General features: G+C 47.7%; 18 protein-coding genes, 9 tRNA genes and 1 rRNA gene. 5 read left to right on the plus strand and 23 right to left on the minus strand.

From position 1 onward, the window contains the following. Window positions 1–37: 37 nt before the first annotated feature. The 6 genes from BM200_RS27920 to efeO form a co-directional block, all read right to left on the minus strand. The gene (locus BM200_RS27920) at window positions 38–742 is read right to left on the minus strand and encodes a hypothetical protein (protein ID WP_091190413.1); all 705 of its coding nucleotides are present in this window, start codon (window positions 740–742) and stop codon (window positions 38–40) included. Window positions 743–811: 69 nt separating this feature from the next. Further along, complete coding sequence (locus BM200_RS27925) at window positions 812–2284, minus strand: glycoside hydrolase family 26 protein (protein WP_091190414.1); 1473 nt, start codon at window positions 2282–2284, stop codon at window positions 812–814. Between the two features lie 103 nt (window positions 2285–2387). Further along, window positions 2388–2594, minus strand: coding sequence for a hypothetical protein (locus BM200_RS27930; RefSeq protein ID WP_091190417.1), 207 nt, complete (start codon window positions 2592–2594; stop codon window positions 2388–2390). Between the two features lie 43 nt (window positions 2595–2637). Beyond that, window positions 2638–4458 (minus strand): FTR1 family iron permease, encoded by a 1821-nt coding sequence (locus BM200_RS27935; RefSeq protein WP_091190419.1) that lies wholly within the window; start codon window positions 4456–4458, stop codon window positions 2638–2640. Window positions 4459–4479: 21 nt separating this feature from the next. Beyond that, window positions 4480–5826: an iron uptake transporter deferrochelatase/peroxidase subunit gene (gene efeB, locus BM200_RS27940; protein WP_425434638.1), complete on the minus strand. Its 1347-nt coding sequence runs from the start codon at window positions 5824–5826 to the stop codon at window positions 4480–4482. Next, on the minus strand, window positions 5777–6631 hold the full coding sequence (efeO, locus tag BM200_RS27945; protein ID WP_091190424.1) for an iron uptake system protein EfeO: 855 nt from the start codon (window positions 6629–6631) through the stop codon (window positions 5777–5779). The genes efeB and efeO overlap by 50 nt, the downstream gene beginning before the upstream one ends. Window positions 6632–6874: 243 nt before the next feature. Here efeO and BM200_RS27950 point away from each other — a divergent pair, with 243 nt between their 5' ends. Next, window positions 6875–7747: an SDR family oxidoreductase gene (locus BM200_RS27950; RefSeq protein ID WP_091190427.1), complete on the plus strand. Its 873-nt coding sequence runs from the start codon at window positions 6875–6877 to the stop codon at window positions 7745–7747. Window positions 7748–7776: 29 nt separating this feature from the next. Here the strand turns inward: BM200_RS27950 and BM200_RS27955 are convergent, their stop codons facing one another. Further along, window positions 7777–8343, minus strand: coding sequence for a hypothetical protein (locus tag BM200_RS27955; RefSeq protein ID WP_091190429.1), 567 nt, complete (start codon window positions 8341–8343; stop codon window positions 7777–7779). 331 nt (window positions 8344–8674) lie between these two features. Here BM200_RS27955 and BM200_RS27960 point away from each other — a divergent pair, with 331 nt between their 5' ends. The 3 genes from BM200_RS27960 (at window position 8675) to BM200_RS27970 (ending at window position 10552) form a co-directional block, all read left to right on the plus strand. Then, window positions 8675–9289 (plus strand): hypothetical protein, encoded by a 615-nt coding sequence (locus BM200_RS27960; RefSeq protein ID WP_091190432.1) that lies wholly within the window; start codon window positions 8675–8677, stop codon window positions 9287–9289. A 15-nt stretch (window positions 9290–9304) separates the two neighbouring features. Continuing rightward, the gene (locus BM200_RS27965; protein WP_091190435.1) at window positions 9305–10240 is read left to right on the plus strand and encodes a hypothetical protein; all 936 of its coding nucleotides are present in this window, start codon (window positions 9305–9307) and stop codon (window positions 10238–10240) included. Between the two features lie 75 nt (window positions 10241–10315). Next, on the plus strand, window positions 10316–10552 hold the full coding sequence (locus tag BM200_RS27970; protein ID WP_175533064.1) for an NHLP leader peptide family RiPP precursor: 237 nt from the start codon (window positions 10316–10318) through the stop codon (window positions 10550–10552). Window positions 10553–10600: 48 nt separating this feature from the next. Here BM200_RS27970 and BM200_RS27975 read toward each other — a convergent pair whose 3' ends face one another. The 5 genes from BM200_RS27975 to BM200_RS27995 all read right to left on the minus strand — a co-directional run bounded on the left by BM200_RS27975 (window position 10601) and on the right by BM200_RS27995 (window position 15869). After that, window positions 10601–12478: an ATP-binding protein gene (locus tag BM200_RS27975; RefSeq protein WP_091190440.1), complete on the minus strand. Its 1878-nt coding sequence runs from the start codon at window positions 12476–12478 to the stop codon at window positions 10601–10603. Window positions 12479–12614: 136 nt separating this feature from the next. Then, entirely contained in the window at window positions 12615–13352 is a 738-nt protein-coding gene (locus BM200_RS27980; protein WP_091190443.1) for a metallophosphoesterase, read from the minus strand. Between the two features lie 166 nt (window positions 13353–13518). Next, complete coding sequence (locus BM200_RS27985) at window positions 13519–14142, minus strand: ribonuclease H-like YkuK family protein (RefSeq protein ID WP_091190445.1); 624 nt, start codon at window positions 14140–14142, stop codon at window positions 13519–13521. Between the two features lie 180 nt (window positions 14143–14322). Then, window positions 14323–14598, minus strand: coding sequence for a YqkE family protein (locus BM200_RS27990; RefSeq protein WP_091190448.1), 276 nt, complete (start codon window positions 14596–14598; stop codon window positions 14323–14325). Between the two features lie 32 nt (window positions 14599–14630). Beyond that, entirely contained in the window at window positions 14631–15869 is a 1239-nt protein-coding gene (locus BM200_RS27995; RefSeq protein ID WP_091190449.1) for an aminopeptidase, read from the minus strand. A gap of 186 nt (window positions 15870–16055) precedes the next feature. Between BM200_RS27995 and BM200_RS28000 the strand changes: the two genes are divergently transcribed. Beyond that, entirely contained in the window at window positions 16056–16553 is a 498-nt protein-coding gene (locus BM200_RS28000) for an SEC-C metal-binding domain-containing protein (RefSeq protein ID WP_175533065.1), read from the plus strand. A gap of 55 nt (window positions 16554–16608) precedes the next feature. Here BM200_RS28000 and BM200_RS28005 read toward each other — a convergent pair whose 3' ends face one another. The 11 genes from BM200_RS28005 to BM200_RS28055 form a co-directional block, all read right to left on the minus strand. Next, on the minus strand, window positions 16609–17598 hold the full coding sequence (locus BM200_RS28005) for a Gfo/Idh/MocA family protein (RefSeq protein ID WP_091190454.1): 990 nt from the start codon (window positions 17596–17598) through the stop codon (window positions 16609–16611). 103 nt (window positions 17599–17701) lie between these two features. Beyond that, window positions 17702–17778, minus strand: a tRNA-Pro gene (locus BM200_RS28010). A gap of 17 nt (window positions 17779–17795) precedes the next feature. Next, a tRNA-Arg gene (locus BM200_RS28015) sits at window positions 17796–17872 on the minus strand. 8 nt (window positions 17873–17880) lie between these two features. Next, window positions 17881–17955 (minus strand) — tRNA-Gly (locus BM200_RS28020). Between the two features lie 3 nt (window positions 17956–17958). Then, window positions 17959–18045: transfer RNA gene (locus BM200_RS28025), tRNA-Leu, on the minus strand. A gap of 20 nt (window positions 18046–18065) precedes the next feature. Next, window positions 18066–18141 (minus strand) — tRNA-Thr (locus BM200_RS28030). 17 nt (window positions 18142–18158) lie between these two features. Then, window positions 18159–18235: transfer RNA gene (locus BM200_RS28035), tRNA-Asp, on the minus strand. A gap of 4 nt (window positions 18236–18239) precedes the next feature. Then, window positions 18240–18316 (minus strand) — tRNA-Met (locus tag BM200_RS28040). A gap of 17 nt (window positions 18317–18333) precedes the next feature. Further along, window positions 18334–18409, minus strand: a tRNA-Val gene (locus BM200_RS28045). A 13-nt stretch (window positions 18410–18422) separates the two neighbouring features. After that, window positions 18423–18497 (minus strand) — tRNA-Glu (locus BM200_RS28050). 97 nt (window positions 18498–18594) lie between these two features. Next, window positions 18595–18918, minus strand: a 23S ribosomal RNA gene (locus BM200_RS28055); the annotation flags it as partial.

Genomic DNA, 18918 nt, shown 5'->3' on the forward strand with positions numbered 1-18918 from the left:
TTGGCGCGAGCGGGTTCGATAACCGTCCGGGTAAAGATCAGACCCAGGACTCGAGAAGCCAGTTCCGTACCCGATTAATGGTTTTATCCAGATTACATACCGAATCTTGATCAACATAAGGCGTTTGATGACAGAAATAATGAGCATGTCCGCCGATTAACGGAATCCCTTCTACAATCGACGGGGAATATTTGTAGCGGTTCCAGCGGGGAACCGGCGAGCCTTCCGCTGTCCATCCTCCCCAGGTGCCAATCCGGCTGATGGGATCGCTTAGCTTCCCTTCATGGTCCACAGAATGGAGAAAGCATACTTTATCCCGCAGCTCCGGATGAATCGGAATACGCGGAGAGCCCACCTGTACAATACGGAAGTTTCGGTTCAGGCGCTGCTGGTGCAGCATTTTTCCCGCTTGATAAGCCGCTGCTCCTCCTCCGCTATGCCCGATAAATAGCATTGGTTCATTCTCGCCCCGCATCGTTTCCTTAACTTGATTAAATGCGGCACGGCCGCCAATCCGTCCGATTGACATGCGGTTTGTTAAATCCGTTCCAACCTCGACAATCTGCCGGTACAGATTGCGGCTTACATCCCCATACGGGTGTAAGATATGAATAATTGGCTCACGCCCGTCCGCCCGAAATAACCGGTCGAGCTGGTTCCGGCATTCATCAAAGTAGCTTTTGGTTGTAGCAACGCCAGCAAGCAGGTAAATCCGTATAGTTGAGCCGCTGATCGCTGTCATGATTCATCCCTCCGTTCATGCTGTGTTAATGGAATTGTGTACTTTCATTATGCGGGGGGACAAGCGGTTTCATTCCTGAATATAGATGTCCATTCCATTCCAGTTGATCTGATAGCCAAGCTCATCGGCAACCATAACAAGGGGCAGCGCATTAATGTCCCGCCATAATGGGAATAGGCCGTTCACTTTGTATCCGGTCCATATTTTATGTGGAATAAACGGCACCTGCACCACTCTTGGTATTGTCCCGTCCCACCTGGTTAACCGAACCGTTCCATCTGTCATCGTCTGAGCGTCCACCTGGAGAATCCGGCTGAAAAAATCTTCATCCACGTACAACACGCCGTCATGCTCGAATATATGCCCACGGTATGTGAAAGGCTGATTAACGATGGCAGGGTTCCCGCTTCCGGATGCATGGCTCAAATAATAAGGGTTTGCCGTTGCCTGCTTGTAAGCCTCTGTAAGCTGCTTCTCATTTGTAATGGAGTAATCATTAATACGGCGTACCTCGTTATATTCGGTAAGATTGTTTACGTCGAAATAAAATACGGCTTTTACTCTAGGGTAAAGCTCCGGAAGGCTGTCATACAGACGGTTGATCTTCGAAATGGCAAATTCGTGATCCCGCACCTCGTCGGTCACCGTGTAATGAGTCGCGCCGTATTCTGACAGCTGAATCGGCTTCCTCCTGCTGAACCGGTTATAAACATAATCAATCATCTGAAGAGGATCTTCGAAATCGGACGGCTGCTTCAAATCCCCGTTATGATATCTTACGTTATAGACGTTAATTCCTACCCAATCCACATAATCGTCACCTGGATAATAATCTTCGATCGGGCGTTCCGGTACATTAAGCACCGTCCAGACCATTGCCGTCTTGGGGGCTGCTTCTTCGAAAATATCGTGGACCATTCGCCAAGTATGAATATAGAGCGCGGGATCACCGCTGTAATTCGTCCATGTTCCGTTCATTTCGGAAGCAAAACGCAGGAAGATCGGCACATCGGCCTTCCGGGCCGCATTGGCGAAGCCTCGCAGATAAGCATCGTCCTTCACCTCTGCCAGCCCTTTGTTTGGTTCCCAGGCGATATGGGGAAAGGCACCTTCGGCCTTTACTTCACGGACCCATTCAGTCGGGAACGGCTCTCCGTAGCCGACATACTTGAAAAAGCTGGCATGTTGTTTCCCTGCTAATTTGTTGAATTCCGCCATGCTGTAATCGATAGTTGGATTTTGGAGCACATAAGCACCCAAATACGCGCCTGTCACCGGCTCTGCCTTGGCCAGCTTGTAATTCGGACGCGTGGAAGAGACATGAATCGTCCACTCCGCATAACGGACTTCTTCTCCATCAACCGCAGCGGCATAGGCGCTTGCATCGGCAGGCGGACTATGTTTTCTAGCAGCGCTCTCTGCCCCTTCCAGCATGACGATGAGCGCACAAACAAGCATAAGACCGGGCAGCTTGCGGCGATGCGTAATCCAATAGGTCAGCAGGGAAACCTCCTCCTCTTCTCTATTCCAAGGATGAGGCAAAAAAGGAGCATTTATACGTATAAGGCGGAGATCAAGCTATGAAAAAAGCTGCCCCTATCTAGTCCTGAACAGACTAGTTAAAGACAGCCCCTGCATGTTTTCATTAAACGCCCATTTTTTTACGCTGGTTGTTTACTTTCTTCGTGTTTTGGCTCTTCATAGCCTGCGTAGAAGTCGATTGATGCTTCTGACCGGCTACCCCATTTTGCCCTTGCTTCTTCTGAGCAAGAAGCTGCTTCGCGCGCTCAGCTTGTGTAAGCGGCTTTGCTGGCTCTGACACCTGAGCCTCATTATGTTCATTGGCGGACATATGATCACCTCACTTTAATGTACTCAGCATATCAAGTGCAGCGTCAATCGGCAAGCCCCCTGGCAGGGACTTTGCGAAGTTGTACAAATCCGATTCTCGTCAGGATAACGGCCAGCACCAAAAACTGTGGAATAGTCGTTTCCCAAGTCGGGTACACGCCAATGAAACCAAGGGTTGCGAGCGATTCTGACGAATGCGCAGGAAGCCACGAGGCTATCTGGAGCGAATGAATGCTTTCGCCGAGGAAACGGACAACCAAATAATAGATTAAGGCTGATGCGACAAGGAAAAACGGCCGGATCGGCAGCTTCGCGCTGAAGCGGATAATAGCGAATCCGATAATCAGAAGAAGCAGGAATGTCACCACAATGCCGAGGATCATCTGAACCGGTTCAATAGAGCCTGCCATCCCAATATAGAAGATGGCCGTCTCTGCCCCTTCCCGCAAGATCGCCAGACCCGATACAATAAATAGGGACCACAAGCTCCCCTTCGCAAGCGCATTACCCATACGGTCATCAATATATTTATTCCAAGCCTGCAGGTTCGATTTCTTGTGCAGCCAATTGCCGACCGAAAGCATCAGCAGCACGGACACTAGTCCCGTAATGCCTTCCATCGCTTCACGGGTACTCCCCGCCGTCGCTTCAGCAATGGCTGTCGTTAATAGCAGCGCTAGGGCAATACTTAAGAGCAGGCCGGTCCACACACCCGACCATACCCAAATATTCTTGGATTGATTATTCGTGCGCTTCAGGTAAGCAAGCAGCGCTGCAAGGACGAGAATAGCTTCAAGCCCTTCGCGCAGCAAAATCATTCCCGCATCCCAAGCCGTGTACTTCGCCTTTGATGTCATTGGCTCAAGCCGGCTGCGAATCTGCTCAATAACCGCTTCCGCTTTATCCGGTGATGGCGAGGCCGCCAGCAAATATTTGGATACATCCGTCATCTTGATCTCAATGTCCTGGTATGCCGCCGCTGATCGGATTTGCACCTGACCTTCAACGGAGGGCCAGCTGCTGATGAACGACTGCATCTGGCCATCCGCTTCTTCATAATGGCCCGCTATAATATCCTTGGAAGCCTGATTCAGCATAACAATTAAGTCCGCAATCGTTAGTTCATCTGAAGCCGTGTTTGCGGCAGCCGTTATTTTCCCGTCTTTATAGTCGTTAATCAGTGTAATCAAGGCCGTTATGTTTGCCTCTGCATCCTCTGCCCGAGGCGGCTCAGCCTGGAGTGCTATCCGGATCATGCTCATACTTGTTTCCAGCTTGCCATAGACGGTAAAATTCTCGCTGCGGATCGATTGCTCAATCGGCGGCCAGCTGTCATTGATCTGCTTGTAGACGGCATTCGCCTGCTCCCACTGCCCTGCTTGAATGCCGCTTAGTAATTTCTCCGCTAGCGGAAGCAGACTGCCTGCCGCATCTTTCCCGGATCGCGCAGGTTCTTCCGCGGCTTTCTCGCTCTTCACAAACGCATTAATCGCTTTGGCCAATACGGATAAAGCCGACTTCGCCTCCTCCGGCTTATCTGCGGCTTGATCAAGTGCTTCTGTCGCATGAGCAAGCGCAGACGAGACGTCGGCGGAATCAGCCTTCGCCTGAGTCTTCAACTGCTCCCAGCTCTCATTAGCCTGCTTGATATGTTCCCTCGCATCCTGCCAATCTCCCTCGCCAGCTGCCGCCAGAGCCCCGCCAACCAGTGGGAGAAGCTTATTGAGCTGCTCCGATTCTTGCGCTTCTGCGGCAGCATATGCCGCCTGGTTGAAGCCTAGCGTAGAAGAGGCAATGGTTCCTGCCCATATAGCGATTAGAAGCAGCAAGATTCGGGAGATTGTATGTTGATTTTGTCCGGCCATCTAAGTTCGTCTCCCTTCTGCCTATAACAGCGTATCGCCAATATAGCCGCCTTCGCGCACACCTGGGAAACAAGCAAATACGGCGCTGCCGTTATGGACGATATACTCATTTAAAACATCATTTTGCCCAAGCTTTTGCTGCATCGGAATAAACTGCTTTCTTGCATCGCGGTTATAACAAATAAATAAAAGACCAGCATCAAATTGTCCGGTGCGGTTATCCATTCCGCTAGAATAGGAATACGATCTGCGCAAAATTTTGATCGAGCCATCTCCGCGTGCCAACGCAACATGAGAATGGACAGGAATAAGCGGCTTGCCTTTTTCGTCCTTCTTGCTGAGGTCAACCGGATCAAATTCATTGCTGGATCCAATCGGCGCACCGCTTTGACGATGACGTCCAAACGTTGCTTCCTGATCCCCCAAGGTTGAACGGTCCCATACTTCTACTCGAATCCGGATCCGGCGTACAACCATATAGCTGCCGCCTGCCATCCACGGGGTGCCGTCTCCGCTCTGCGCCCATACGACATCGTTCATTAGCGCATCGTTCTTCGTATCCGGATTGCCGGTGCCATCCTTAAAGCCCATCAAATTGCGGGGAGTAGCCCCCGTTGGATCAGCTCCGCCGGTACGCTGGAAGCCTTCCTGCGTCCAGCGCAGCACTGCCTTGCCTCTAGCTATGCGGGCCAGATTGCGAATCGCGTGGAAGGCAATCTGCATGTCGTTGGCGTTCACCTGCACGCCAATATCGCCGCCGCTCCATTCCTCCCGCAGCTCGTCGCCGCCGAAGGGAGGCAAATCTACAAGTGCAGCAGGCCGCTTGGAGGAGAGTCCAAATCTCGAATCAAAGAAGGTGGGTCCAACCCCAAACGTTATGGTTGTTCTCGAGGGATGAAGTCCCGCTGCCTCACCGGTATCCGAAGGAGGCAAATTCAGATTCTCGTTGTTCTCGCCTATCATGTCGCCCTTCGCCATGGCAGCCGAGGCTTCTGTCCATGCTTTAAACAGCTTCCGCACCTCATCAACGGAACCTGTGGTCAGATCAAATGCCGCAAACATCAGAAAATCCTGCGCAGGAGTCGTAATGCCAGCCTGATGCTTGCCAAAAAATTCAACCCGGTCTGCCTTGTCACTTGACTTGGCCGCACCCGATACGGTCGTGCCCTTTGCGCCAAATATTGCTCCAACGCCTGAAGCGCCAAGCAATAGCCCGGCACCCCCAACACCCGCCAGCCGCAAAATATCTCTGCGGCTGATTGGTTTTTCCAATATGCTGTCTCCTGCATTCTTATTATGGTTGTCTGTCGTCATTTCACTACGCTCCCAGGATTGTTCCCATCTGCGACAATGGCTCTGCCAATGCATCAAGCAGCTGGCTCAGCTTTTTCGTATCTTCCTCTTTCAGATCAAGGTAGGACACATAACCGTCCCCGCTTTTATAATCTGCGAGCGCTTGCTCCAGATTGCTGAAGCCGGTACCGATTTGCGCTTCCAGATCAGCGTCCTGTTTCTTTAGCTCCGCTTGAAGCAGCTCGTAGATTTTTTTCGCGCCTTCCACGTTTGCGGCGAAATCATATAAATCCGTATGAGAGTAACGTTCTTCCTCACCCGTTACCTTGGAGGAGGATACTTCATTCAGCAGTTCTACAGCTCCTGTTACAAGAAGGCTTGGTTCTACCTCAACCGTTTCAATTAATGCACGGAGTGTCTTCGTATCATCCAGAAGCTGAGAAGCATAATCCTCTGCTCCTGCTGTCGTGTTACTCACCCATAAGGCTTGCTCGATACGGTGGAACCCGCGCCAGTCTTTCTCTTCCACGTCATTCTCGCGCGCATCGATGTTTGGATCCAGATCGCCGAGTGCTTCCGCGATTGGTTCAATTCTTTCATAATACATACGAGTTGGGGCGTACAATTTTTTCGCCGTTTCTACATCGCCTGAATTAACCGCCTGAACAAATTTATCGGTCTCTGCCACAAGCTTATCGGTCTGATCCAGAGCAAAATCGCGGTACTGTCCCGTAATTTCATCCCAGTTTTCTACTTTCGAGGCTGATTGCTCCGGGTTCGTTGAAGCTTCTTTCACATTATCTGGTTCGTTGTTATTTGAGCCGCATCCAGCAAATACGACTGCGCTTGCCAATGCAATGGCTGCTAACTTGATCTTCATGAATCCTTAACCCCTTATCCAATTAATATGTAATTAGGCAATGAACTACCAATGAGTATATTCATAATGATAATCATTGTCAATTAAAGTTTTTTTACTCCTAAAGCTTCTATAAAGTTACTCCCGCCTAAAGACAGGCTTTCGCCTAATCCTCCACATCCGCGCCTGCATAGTGTATAGCAGACCTCCCAACATCCCACACTATAGATAAGAACGGATATCCAAAAAAGGAGGCTTTACCCAGTGTCACAATCATCAAGCAACAAAAGCGTGGTTTTCCCGCCTCAGCACCAGAACAAGCAGCCAGGTATAGAATCCGAGATGAACCCGCTTCCTGTCTATAAGACAGATCAATATAAAGCGGCTAATAAGCTACCGGATAAAGCAGCTATTGTTACCGGGGGAGACAGCGGAATTGGCCGGGCGGTAGCTGTTGCTTTTGCCCGCGAAGGCTGTGACGTCAGCGTTGTGTACTACAATGAGCATGAGGATGCGAAGCTGGTCCAGCAGGAGATCGAGCAAGCCGGAAGACGTTGCCTGCTAATTCCCGGAGATATCGGGGACGAAGCTTTTTGCCGCAATGCCGTTGAGCAGACCGTTATGACCTTTGGTAAGCTAGATATTATCGTCAATAACGCCGCAGAGCAGCATGTGCAGCAGCGGCTTGAAGATATTACCGCCAAGCAGCTTGAGAAGACATTCCGGACTAATGTATTTGGCATGTTCCATTTGACAAGAGCCGCTCTGCCCCATCTGAAGCAAGGCTCCACTGTAATTAATACGGCATCTATAACGGCTTACAAAGGCAATCCGACCTTGATTGATTATTCCGCTACCAAAGGCGCCATCGTCTCTTTCACTAGAGCGCTTGCAACCAATCTGGCGGAACGCGGCATCCGGGTAAACGGAGTTGCTCCAGGACCGATCTGGACGCCGCTTATACCGTCCACCTTCGACGAGCAGTCCGTCTCCACCTTTGGATCGGATACACCGATGAAACGGGCCGGCCAGCCGTTTGAGCTTGCGCCGGCTTACGTATACCTGGCATCCGAGGATTCCAGCTATGTAACCGGTCAATTCCTCCACATTAACGGCGGAGAGGTTGTAAACGGTTAACGGTCTACAAACAACAAGCGCCTTGCGTGTTACGCAAGGCGCTTGCCTATTTCTTCGTCTATCCGATTATTTAATAATTTCTGCAGCGAGCCCTCATAGACGAGCTCCAGCTTTTGCGTATTCTCCAGATCACCGGGAGTCACAAGAAAAGATGACTTATTTACTAGATGGACACCACTCTTCTCAAATACCGATGCCACGAATTCCGAACAGAAATAAGCGTAATCCCTCTTAATGAGTTGAATGTTAAACAGCAGTCCAATGACCCCAAGCAAGTTGTAACGATACTGCTCCCTGTTCTGATCCATCTCGGCGATGACGTTTCGTATCTTGGCATAAGCAGCAGGATGAACACGGCAGCGGTATAAAGCACAACTCGCCTCGGCAAACAGCTGCCCGCGCATATTCTCCCTTACGAAACCTGCGAAAAAGGGATTTTGCGGATTTTTCCGGCCAAAGCTGTAGACCTCGTTTAATCCGCTGTCAAACGCAATCGACGCATGATTAAGCGGAGCCTTCGTGAACCACTTAATCGTTCTCGTAAATAACGTTCCCGTATCTGTTAATACAACATAAACCTCCAACTCGCTTGTCATGACTGATAACCTCCACATTAAAGAAGTAACGCTACTCATCTTAACTTTAATGCAGGAGCCATGGCTTCAAAAACCTGCTGAGGTACAGTCCTATCCACGACCTTGGTCCTGTTCTGAAAATTAAATTGATCTTCCTCTTATTTTAATGGAATTATTAGGATCTCTCAACCAAAAACTTAACAAAATGATGGAGAACTGTAAATTACCCTGTATTAGTCCTTTCGGGTGATCAAGCTAAGCAATTGGAACTAGTGTGATTTCTAGTATTCTACTGGTATATGGTATAATAAGCCACATTACAGCCAGGCCACAAAAGGAGATTTCGATACAAATGGAATACAAAAGGACCTCAAGAAAGCCAGAGAGAAAGAAAAGTACGATAATATGGACAAGACTGCTGACGATTATCGTGATCCTTGGGGTGATCGGTTTCGCTGGGTACAAGATCGGATTCCACTATCTATCCAATAAAATGATGAACGAGATGGCTGATCAAATCCTGTCCAGCGAAGAAGTAGAAGCTCTTAAGAAGGATCCTGCCGTTCAGCAGATCATTGCCGATAACTCCAAATATTTCGATAAAAAGGCAGTCGAAGCCCTTCAAGAGTCCGTCTCTACTGATACTGGAGACAAACCGGACAAATCCGGATCAACGACGGATGAGAGCGGGCATACGGAAGGAATATCAAAGCCGGCGACGGACAAGCCAGCCGCGGGCGGTCAGCTGGTTGTTAAGAATAAAGATGAAGCCTCAGACATGCTGCTAAGCAAGTTCTCCATGAAGGAATTAACGGGATTAGCCGATAAAGCGAAGGACGGTTTGACGCCTGAAGAGAAACAATCCATTAAAGATACCCTTCTCTCCCGGCTGTCGACTGAAGAATTCAATTCCGTTAAGATTATTGCCTTAATGGAGATTATGAAGAATGAAGAATCCAACTCATAAACGGGGAAAAAACAAATGAATTATTTCGAACCTTATGCCTCCGAGCTGCGTATCGTCTTCGCTGAAGCAAAGCAGCGCATAGCCACTTTCCCTGAACCGTTTAATCAAGCCGGATTAGCTTATCTCCATAAATTTAATGTCTTTGAGCGGGATAGCTCCAAGAACTATATCTGTTACCTGCTGCCTTATTGGATTAATGAAGCCGTCTCCATCCCGATCTGGCATTGCCGTGCACTCTCTCTAGCAAATGTCTTCAACATGCTCTATTATTTCCTGCAGGATGATGTAATGGATGAGTCTCCTGCCGCCTGGAAAGAGCAGCTTGCTCTAGCCCATTTATGCCATTCGGAGCTTGAGACCATTCTTAGGGATTTATTTGCAGCTGACTCGTCTTTCTGGAGCTATCGTCAATTATATGTCAACGAATGGGCGACGGCCGTTGTCCATGAGGACAAGCATGATTATTTCAAGACTGATATGGTCATGGTTGCGAAAAAAGCCTCTCCTCTCAAACTAGCAAGCACCGGCGTTCTATTGCTGGCTGACCGTCCAGAGCTTATTTCACAAGTTGAGAGGCTGGTCGATTATAGTCTTGTTCTTCTCCAGATGGCTGATGATCTGATAGATTGGGAGGATGATCTTCAGGAAAGAAATTATAACTGCCTGTTGTCCATGATTCATGCCAAACGGCCATCTGCCCACCTTTCGCTTTATAAGCACGAGGTAGAATCCTATATCTATGACCGTGGTCTTATGAATGATTATTCTAAGCGCAGCAAGGATATTCTGGACATCCAAAATAATAGCCCTGTCCACATAGAGTCCCTCCTTTCTTTCAGCCATTCGATATACGGGGGAATATCCTCCTTTACCGATCAAATTGAACAAACGAAGAGGTCTTTATTATCAGGCGGATTCGATTATATATTGTCGAATAATCAGAAAAATTAGTATAATTTACCCAATAATCATGCTATAATCCTAGTGCTCAAGGTTTAATTCATTAGCATAATTGGAGGGGTTATTTTGTCGAATCAAATTACTCGGGATCAAATTATTCAGAAAGCTTGGGAAGACGATGTATTCAAGCAGCAGCTCCTGGCTGATCCCAAAGCAGCAATTAAAGATGCATTTGGCGTAGATATTCCGGATAATATCGAGGTTACTGCCGTTGAAGAAACACCAGAGCACGCTTACCTGGTTATTCCGCCAAAACCCTCCGCATTGAGAACTGCTTCAGCAGTTGAAATACCAGCCTGGTAATGATATGAATTCAAAAAACCACTCCTGAATTCGGAGTGGTTTTTCTATCTAGGCCACCGGGAATGTAACAATAACCTCGGTTCCTACCCCTTTAATGCTTTTAAATACAATATCCCCCTGCATCACTTCAATAATGCTAAAAGTAACCATGAGTCCAAGGCCCGTGCCTTTGGTCTTATTGGAGTAATAAGGCTCTCCCAGCTTTGCGAGCTCTGCTTCCGTCATACCCTCGCCATTATCCTTTATGCAAATCATAACCTTGTTATCTTCCAAGTGACCGCTAATTTCTATCCTGCCCTCGTTTTTTAAAGCCTCAATGCTATTTTTAATCATATTTATAAAAGCCTGCTTGAATTTCGAGGAATTACCATGAATTTGTAAATGATCAGGTATGTTCAATCTTATTTGCCCACCTTGCAAATTGGCTAGCGGGATAAGAATACTGCCAATATGCTTAAACTCATTGGCTATATTTAATACCGATACATGTTCTAGCTGCGGCTTGGCAAAGGTCAAGAAATCCGTAATAATTTCGGAAGCCCGGTCTAACTCATTTATAGCAAGAAGCATGTAATTTTTCTCTTTATTGCTGGCACTTTTCTCTTCAAGTAGCTGCAGGAATCCACGAGTAACCTGTAATGGATTGCGCACTTCATGTGCAACCGAAGCAGCCAGCTGACTAATCATGTCCATTTTCTCAGAGCGCTGCAATTCATTGTTATAGATCTCAAGCTGACGAGAGTAGGCTACAACCTTTTCATAATTGAGCACAATTTGTCTGCCCAGTATCACGACCAAGGAGAATACGAAGCATACGATTCCCCATTTCCAATACATAAACTCATAATTTCTTGATTGAGAATAATATTGAATAATATCTGCGACCGTAAACATGATAAAAAAGCTGATTCCTGCAGATAAGATAATGGCATCCTTCTGCCTCTTGAAACTGTGCACGGCTAGAATGCCAATTATGATGAGACACCCGACAATAACTCCCAAAGCAAACATCGCAGTTGAGATAAAGTAGTAAACATTGTAGAAAGCATTGTTAGTCAGTATGTTTAGAAATAAACATATAGTTGATACAATCATCAAGGATAAAGCATAAAATTTAAATATACGGATGATTGAGAACTTTCCTCTGCCAAAGTATGTTTCCAAGAAGAAAAATAGAGCAGGCAGAAATAGATTAGATGTCAGGTCAAAGCTGGTTGCATAAATCGATCCATATTCCTCATTAAGCGTGTATAGAAACGGCGAATAGAATATGAGCATGCAGCCGATTGAAAAAATGATTAGGCTAAGAGACTTCCAGCCTGATACATGAACCTTTTTTAAGAAAATCATGCAAATAAACATCAAGGCAGCTATGAAAATAAAAGCTGCTCCAAGGATAATATTATCGATATCACTCATAAGCATCGATTTGTAGAGCTGAGAAAAGTCCCCAAGAATGATGCCCGTAATCCCAATATTCCCCGTTTCATTAACCAGATGAATGTAAAGAGTTTCATTTGCTGTACGTCCCAGCGGAATTACAAATCGATTCACATCGTAGGAATGATTCCTTTTCGTTTCAAAAACACGGTCCCCATCAAGATAAGCAGAGACATTCTGAGCATATGCTTTATTAACCAGCAGGCCTGTACGTAAATCCGAGTTTACAGGCAGCTCTACCTTCACCCATAAGGAGCTGGTCCCTTCCGGCAATGCCAGTTCTGTTTCATTTTCCTTAACCGTGATCCAGCCGTCGGCTGGCGGTGTCTGACTATCCTTATCAGTCCCCGGATGGATCTGCCATTCTGTAATCCGAATCTCCTCGGTTGCCTCTTCTGTATTCGCAAAGGTGATTGTTGGGCGTAATGAAGTGATTATGGCTATAAATAGGAGAAGGAATAAAACATACTTCAATACTGCCTTCATCTTTACACCTCAATACTGGAAAATAGTTCTTATTGCTCACTAGTTCGACATATTTCGATCAAATCCTTCAATTCTAACCTTCCGAAATTAAAATTCTTAAAAATAAAAAGAGCGGAATATCCGCTCCTGTTTCTTCTTATGAAATGGCGGCTCTTCTTGCCGGTACCGAGACAGCTCGTACCTCTTTGCCGCCAATAATCTCAAGCGCATTCAACTGCAGCCCGCTGGCACAGCCGCCATCTATGCCAATCTTGCCTTTTCCGTACCAGACATCCGCTTTGCCATGCAGATCCACGGTCTTGGTATGGCCAAAAATAACAATTTTATCAACCACCGTATCCGTCTTATGAAAGGAATCCTTAATATATAAGAAATCGCGTTTCGGCTGCTCCTTCCAATTCGGATATTTGGGGTTCAGTCCCGCATGAACATAGATAAAATGCTTATCCTCAAAGTAGTAAGGAAGCTGCTCCAGAAAATCGGCATGATAGGGATACTTCTCCAGCACCGTCTCTCTAAGCCTTGTCAGCAGATCCTCCTCGCTTCCTGTCATGTCGCTTCCCTTCAGATAGCTGTATACGGTCTGTCGTCCGCCATGGCGGAAGAACTTATCTCTGGCCTCTTTGGTCTTGTTGCGCACTATATCAACGAAGCGCTCATCGTGATTGCCTTGAATGGCGATGGCCCCATCCTTCCTGACCAGACTGACGGCTTGCTCCACCACAAGTCTGCTCTCCGGTCCCTTACTGACGAAGTCTCCGAGCAAGATCAACTGATCTTTAACCGGCTCGTAGTTGACCCGCTCGAGCAGCCGGTTAAAAGCATCATAGCATCCATGAATATCACTAATGACAAGCGTTCTTTCCTTCCCCATAACATCCCATCCTTCCCCTATAATTATTTGATTCTACAGCTATAGGGAAAAACCCTCCCGAACGCAAAAAACCACAGGACATAAGGCCTGTGGCTCTATTGTGCATGAACTTGTCCGGCTGCTCTTTAGTCAAACCCGGTTACTTTCCGTGTGCAAAAAAAGCGAATCACACAAGCTCTTGGCGCTTTTTGAAACGGACAGGCTTTTTCGTATGGCGGTTGGCATAGGCCGATGCCGCATACGAATCCGGCTTCACCCTTGCCGCATACGTCCCCATCCCCTTCACACGGTCAATCATCTCTTCTACATAAAGCGATGTCTTATTAATCGTTGGCTCTGTACCTGCATCGATATCGATAAACAAATCAAGCGAAGCTCCCTGGTATACATAAGGCAGCAACAGCTCTTCCATCCGCTGAATCGCACCTTCCACGAAGTAATAGGCTACTTCCTGGGACAAAGCCGTCTCCATCGTCAGCTTCTCCTTCAGCGACGTCAACTCACGCGGGACAATAACCTGCCTATAGCAGGCCCAAGCGCCCTTGCCCATCCGCCGAATAATAATGCCTGTAACGAACTTCGTATATCCGTTAAACCCTTGGCTGTCTGTTCCAATGACAAAATGATAAGCCGCCCTTGGATCACTCGCCATAAAATTCAAAATGCGGTCATACACCTCTTGAATCGTAAGCCTGCTCTCCGTCACGTTCTGGAACCTCAGCTCTTCCGGTAGAAGGAGCCGTTTATTCGATTGATTTTTTCTCATCATCGTCACCTGTACACTGTACATTTCAGCCCTTTCTTATCAGCAATCGCCTAAATCCAGCTCTTCTATACCCATGCCTATGCGAAGGGAGTTGTATATTATTATTAATGTTATATGTTGACAAGCACGATTCTGCGTTACCCAAATAAAAAAAAGCCCCTTCCCTGCATAAATTGCTGCAGTTCAGAGGCTCTTCCCGTAACCTTATTTATATTTCCGCCAATCCAGTTTGCTGTTCTCGAGCAAGTAGCTCATGTCGCTCTCGAGCCGCTTCTGTTCCTTCTTGCGGGTTTCCTCAGCCTCAGCCCTTGCTTGCTGCTTCCGCTGCTCCTCAGCGGCCTTCATCTCGTCAGCCTGTGCTTTAAGCTTCTGGACGATGTCCGCGCCAAGCATATCCTTTAGCGTTGGCCCTTGGTCCTGCTGGGGGCTTACGCCCGCTCTGTGGCCTGAAGCCGCTGCTGATCTTTTCTTTTTAGCCATGTCTGTCATCACCTCAAAATCCGTTCAAATAATTAGAATGCCCAGTTGCCTTTGCGGAAGATTGGCACAACCGTTCCGTCGGACTTGATCCCGTCAATATCCATGACTTCCGAACCGATCATAAAATCGACATGCGTGATGCTGGCGTTCACACCATTCTCGGCCAGCTCCTCCGGGGACATCTTCTTGCCGCCTTCAACATTGAAGGCATAACCGCTGCCGATAGCCAAATGGTTCGAAGCGTTCTCGTCAAACAATGTGTTATAGAACAAAATATTCGATTGCGAAATCGGCGATTCATGCGGTACAAGCGCTACCTCGCCCAGGTAATGCGAGCCTTCGTCTGTATCGACAAGCTTTTGAAGAGTTTCCTGACCCTGCTCTGCTTCTACCTTAACGATGCGGCCTGCTTCGAACGTAAGCTTGAAGTTATCGATAATATTGCCGCCGTAGCTAAGCGGCTTCGTGCTGGATACATAACCGTTAACGCCCGTCTTGAGAGGCACCGTAAATACTTCCTCTGTAGGCATATTCGCCATAAAGGAAACATGGTTTTGATTCTCGCTGCCTGCGGCTACCCAGATATGCTTATCCGCCAGCTCGATCGTCAGGTCCGTGCCAGGAGCCGTGTAATGCAGCTTCGTAAAATGATTCTCATTCAACGCCTGTGCTTTGGAATGGAGTGTAGCATTATGCTCTTCCCACGCTTTTACCGGATCTGCTGCATGCAGACGAACCGCCTTGAAGATCGCTTCCCATAGCTGGCTGACTGCTTCTTCCTCAGAAACATTAGCGAATACTTTAGAAGCCCATGCTTTGCCGGCTGCGGCTACAACGGTCCAGCTCACTTTATCGGACTGAGTCGCTCTGCGGAATGCTTGCAGACCTTGGCCTGCAGCCTTTTGGAAGTTGGCAATTCGCTGCGAGTCAATGCCGGACAACAGATCCGGGCTGGAGGATACGATAGAGATAAATACGGCATTGCGTTCAACGAAGGAATTCCGTTTGGCTGTCTCCCATTCCGGGTATCGGGTGAACACCTCATCTGCCGCTTTCTCATATTTCAGGCGGGACAATCTGTCATCGGTCCAATCTACGTGTACATTGCTTGCACCAGCCAAATAAGCCTGTTCAGCAACGAGACGAACGAGCGCGGCCTGCTCAATTGCTCCTGTAATAAATACCTCTTGATCTTGTTGAACATTAACACCTACTCTAACGATCAGTTCAGCATACTTGCTCAGATTGCTCTCGAATGCAACGTTTGTCATCGCTCATTCACACCTTTCTAAATATGTATAATAACTATTGTTTACTTCCTGTCCCAGGCGTATGAAAATTTAAACCTGAAACGAAAAGAATGGAAAATGAAGGTTTTTCGTTTTTCCATCCCTCTTTTTATGTTATTATATAGGAATGTACTCTTGCATAAAAGATTTTCGCACGAAGGAGCTTATATGTCTAAACTAGGTAGAAATGAACAATGTCACTGCGGCAGCGGCTTGAAATACAAAAAGTGCTGCATGTCCAAGGACGAACAATCCGCTAGAACAAGTAAAGCCTCCAATACAATTCGTCATTTTACAGAAGCTGATCTGGGTCACTTGGTTGACCACGAATCCACGTGGGCTAATCCGCAATATGCAGAACTGGCGCATGAACTTATTGCTTCCATGAAACAGGATTACAAACCTAACCATGTCGCAATGGCGATCATGATCTGGCATGATTTCACGAATATGACGAAACCAACGTATCGCAAATCAGGCGCATTCTGTGCCGCGTTGGAATATATGGTATGTGAGGTTACCGAATCCGGTAAGAGCAAAAATGATCTTGCCGAAAAATATGAAGTATCGGCTTCTACCATCACAAAGCGCTATCAAGAGCTTTCCGCATTCCTTATGCAGCAATTGGAGCAGAACGAGCCAGCCCCTCAAGCTGTTGCTCAATAATGGGACAGGCTGTTCCGGAGTTTTATCTCCGCGAACAGCCTGCTTTTTTATGGGCTTAATTCTTGTCAGCCGGGTATGCGAGTCCGATTTGGCGGCGTGCCTCGTCCATAATCTCCATGACAGCAAGAGAGCTCGCATAAGAGTTAACCGGCGATTCAAGCTCGCGCCGCTCGATAAGCTCAGCAAAGGCCTCAATCTCATAAACCATCGAATTGTCTGCCTGCGGTCTGCTGACATCTTCCTCTGGACGGCCGTCACGATATTGAATTCGAACGCTGGAAGGCTGACTGATTCGCTCAATAATCATATTGCCCTCTTCGCCTTGAATTTCAGTAGGCATATTCGAGTTCGAAATCTTCGAGTGAAGCAGGACTGCTTCCATATCCCCGTAGTTCAGAATCAGGCTGCCTTTGCCATCTACACCAGAGTCCAGCATAACCGCGCTTGCCTTAACGCTGTCCGGCCTGCCAAACAACACAACTAGCGGATAAATGCAGTACGTACCGATATCCATAAGAGATCCATTCGACAATTCAGGCAGGAAAGCATTCATTACTTCCCCGGCTTTGTATTTGTCATACCGGGAGGAGTACTGACAGAACGACGCAAAAAAGGTCCGGACTTTACCAAGCTTGTGCAGATTCTCTCGAATCGCATCAAAGTTCGGCATTACCGTTGATTTCATCGCTTCCATAAGCAAGACTTTATTCGCTTGAGCCGCATCAATCATCTCTTGTACTTCCGTAGCATTGGAAGCAAGAGGCTTCTCACACAGTACATGCTTCCCGTGATTCATGAAAGTAATCGCATATTTCGCATGCATGGAGTTAGGGCTTGCTATGTAAATTGCGTCGATCACATCGCTTTGTGCCATCTCTTCAAGATTGGTGAAGGTATTGGGAATCCCTTGAGCAGCCGCATATGCCTTTGCTCGTTCCTCTGAGCGGGAGTACAATGCCGTTACCTCAACCTTTTCGACCTGGCCCGCTGCATTCATAAACGTTTCCGTGATGAAGTTAGAGCCAATAATTCCAATCCGCAGCAATTGAATTCACCTCTTCTTTCTTAGGTTATCCTAAAATGTCCATAAACTAAAAAAAGCCCGCCCTACGTATCAAGTACGTCTGCTGACTTCTAAGGAATTGAAATGGTCGGGATGACACGATTTGAACATGCGACCCCCTGGTCCCAAACCAGGTGCTCTACCAAGCTGAGCTACATCCCGTTATTCAATATTAAAAATGGCGCGGCCTAAGAGATTCGAACTCCTGACCTTTTGATTCGTAGTCAAACGCTCTATCCAGCTGAGCTAAGGCCGCAAAAAATATGGAGCGGAAGACGGGAATCGAACCCGCGACCCTCGCCTTGGCAAGGCGATGCTCTACCGCTGAGCCACTTCCGCATATGGTGCGGTCGAGAGGACTCGAACCTCCACGGCTGTTACACCACTAGAACCTGAATCTAGCGCGTCTGCCAATTCCGCCACGACCGCATGCATATTGTAAATAAAGATGGTGCCGGCGATAGGAGTCGAACCCACGACCTACTGATTACAAGTCAGTTGCTCTACCAACTGAGCTACACCGGCGTAAAACTTGGTAAAAATGGCGGAGCTGACGGGATTCGAACCCGCGGTCTCCTGCGTGACAGGCAGGCATGTTAGGCCTCTACACCACAGCTCCAAATTGGTTGCGAAGACAGGATTTGAACCTGTGACCTTCGGGTTATGAGCCCGACGAGCTACCGGACTGCTCCACCTCGCGGCATTACAAAACTTCTATGGTGGAGGCTGAGGGGATCGAACCCCCGACCCTCTGCTTGTAAGGCAGATGCTCTCCCAGCTGAGCTAAGCCTCCATATAAGTAAACTTGGTGACCCGTAGGGGATTCGAACCCCTGTTACCTCCGTGAAAGGGAGGTGTCTTAACCCCTTGACCAACGGGCCTTGCTTTCAAGATTTGCGCCTTGAAAACTGGATGCGAAAGTTTGAATTCCTTAAGTTCAAAGCCTATGCTTTCGAAGTAAAAATACTTCGTATTAATTAGGATAAGCCCTCGACCGATTAGTATTCGTCAGCTCCACACATTGCTGTGCTTCCACCCCGAACCTATCAACCTCGTCGTCTTCAAGGGGTCTTACTAATTGGGAAATCTCATCTTGAGGGGGGCTTCACGCTTAGATGCTTTCAGCGCTTATCCCGTCCGTACTTGGCTACCCAGCGGTGCTCCTGGCGGAACAACTGGTACACCAGCGGTACGTCCATCCCGGTCCTCTCGTACTAAGGACAGCTCCTCTCAAATTTCCTGCGCCCGCGACAGATAGGGACCGAACTGTCTCACGACGTTCTGAACCCAGCTCGCGTACCG

The sequence above is a fragment of the Paenibacillus catalpae genome (assembly GCF_900112695.1).
Classification (GTDB): Bacteria; Bacillota; Bacilli; order Paenibacillales; family Paenibacillaceae; genus Pristimantibacillus; species Pristimantibacillus catalpae.

What these genes read in the sequence shown, in the direction of transcription:
- efeO (WP_091190424.1), bottom strand. Translation starts at nt 6,631, where the DNA reads ATGAAGATCAAGTTAGCAGCCATTGCATTGGCAAGCGCAGTCGTATTT.
- BM200_RS27985 (WP_091190445.1), bottom strand. Translation starts at nt 14,142, where the DNA reads ATGTACAGTGTACAGGTGACGATGATGAGAAAAAATCAATCGAATAAA.
- BM200_RS28000 (WP_175533065.1), top strand. Translation starts at nt 16,056, where the DNA reads ATGTCTAAACTAGGTAGAAATGAACAATGTCACTGCGGCAGCGGCTTG.
- BM200_RS27965 (WP_091190435.1), top strand. Translation starts at nt 9,305, where the DNA reads ATGAATTATTTCGAACCTTATGCCTCCGAGCTGCGTATCGTCTTCGCT.
- BM200_RS27975 (WP_091190440.1), bottom strand. Translation starts at nt 12,478, where the DNA reads ATGAAGGCAGTATTGAAGTATGTTTTATTCCTTCTCCTATTTATAGCC.
- BM200_RS27980 (WP_091190443.1), bottom strand. Translation starts at nt 13,352, where the DNA reads ATGGGGAAGGAAAGAACGCTTGTCATTAGTGATATTCATGGATGCTAT.
- BM200_RS27935 (WP_091190419.1), bottom strand. Translation starts at nt 4,458, where the DNA reads ATGGCCGGACAAAATCAACATACAATCTCCCGAATCTTGCTGCTTCTA.
- BM200_RS27960 (WP_091190432.1), top strand. Translation starts at nt 8,675, where the DNA reads ATGGAATACAAAAGGACCTCAAGAAAGCCAGAGAGAAAGAAAAGTACG.
- BM200_RS27995 (WP_091190449.1), bottom strand. Translation starts at nt 15,869, where the DNA reads ATGACAAACGTTGCATTCGAGAGCAATCTGAGCAAGTATGCTGAACTG.
- BM200_RS27990 (WP_091190448.1), bottom strand. Translation starts at nt 14,598, where the DNA reads ATGGCTAAAAAGAAAAGATCAGCAGCGGCTTCAGGCCACAGAGCGGGC.
- BM200_RS27955 (WP_091190429.1), bottom strand. Translation starts at nt 8,343, where the DNA reads ATGACAAGCGAGTTGGAGGTTTATGTTGTATTAACAGATACGGGAACG.
- BM200_RS27920 (WP_091190413.1), bottom strand. Translation starts at nt 742, where the DNA reads ATGACAGCGATCAGCGGCTCAACTATACGGATTTACCTGCTTGCTGGC.
- efeB (WP_425434638.1), bottom strand. Translation starts at nt 5,826, where the DNA reads ATGCATTGGCAGAGCCATTGTCGCAGATGGGAACAATCCTGGGAGCGT.
- BM200_RS27930 (WP_091190417.1), bottom strand. Translation starts at nt 2,594, where the DNA reads ATGTCCGCCAATGAACATAATGAGGCTCAGGTGTCAGAGCCAGCAAAG.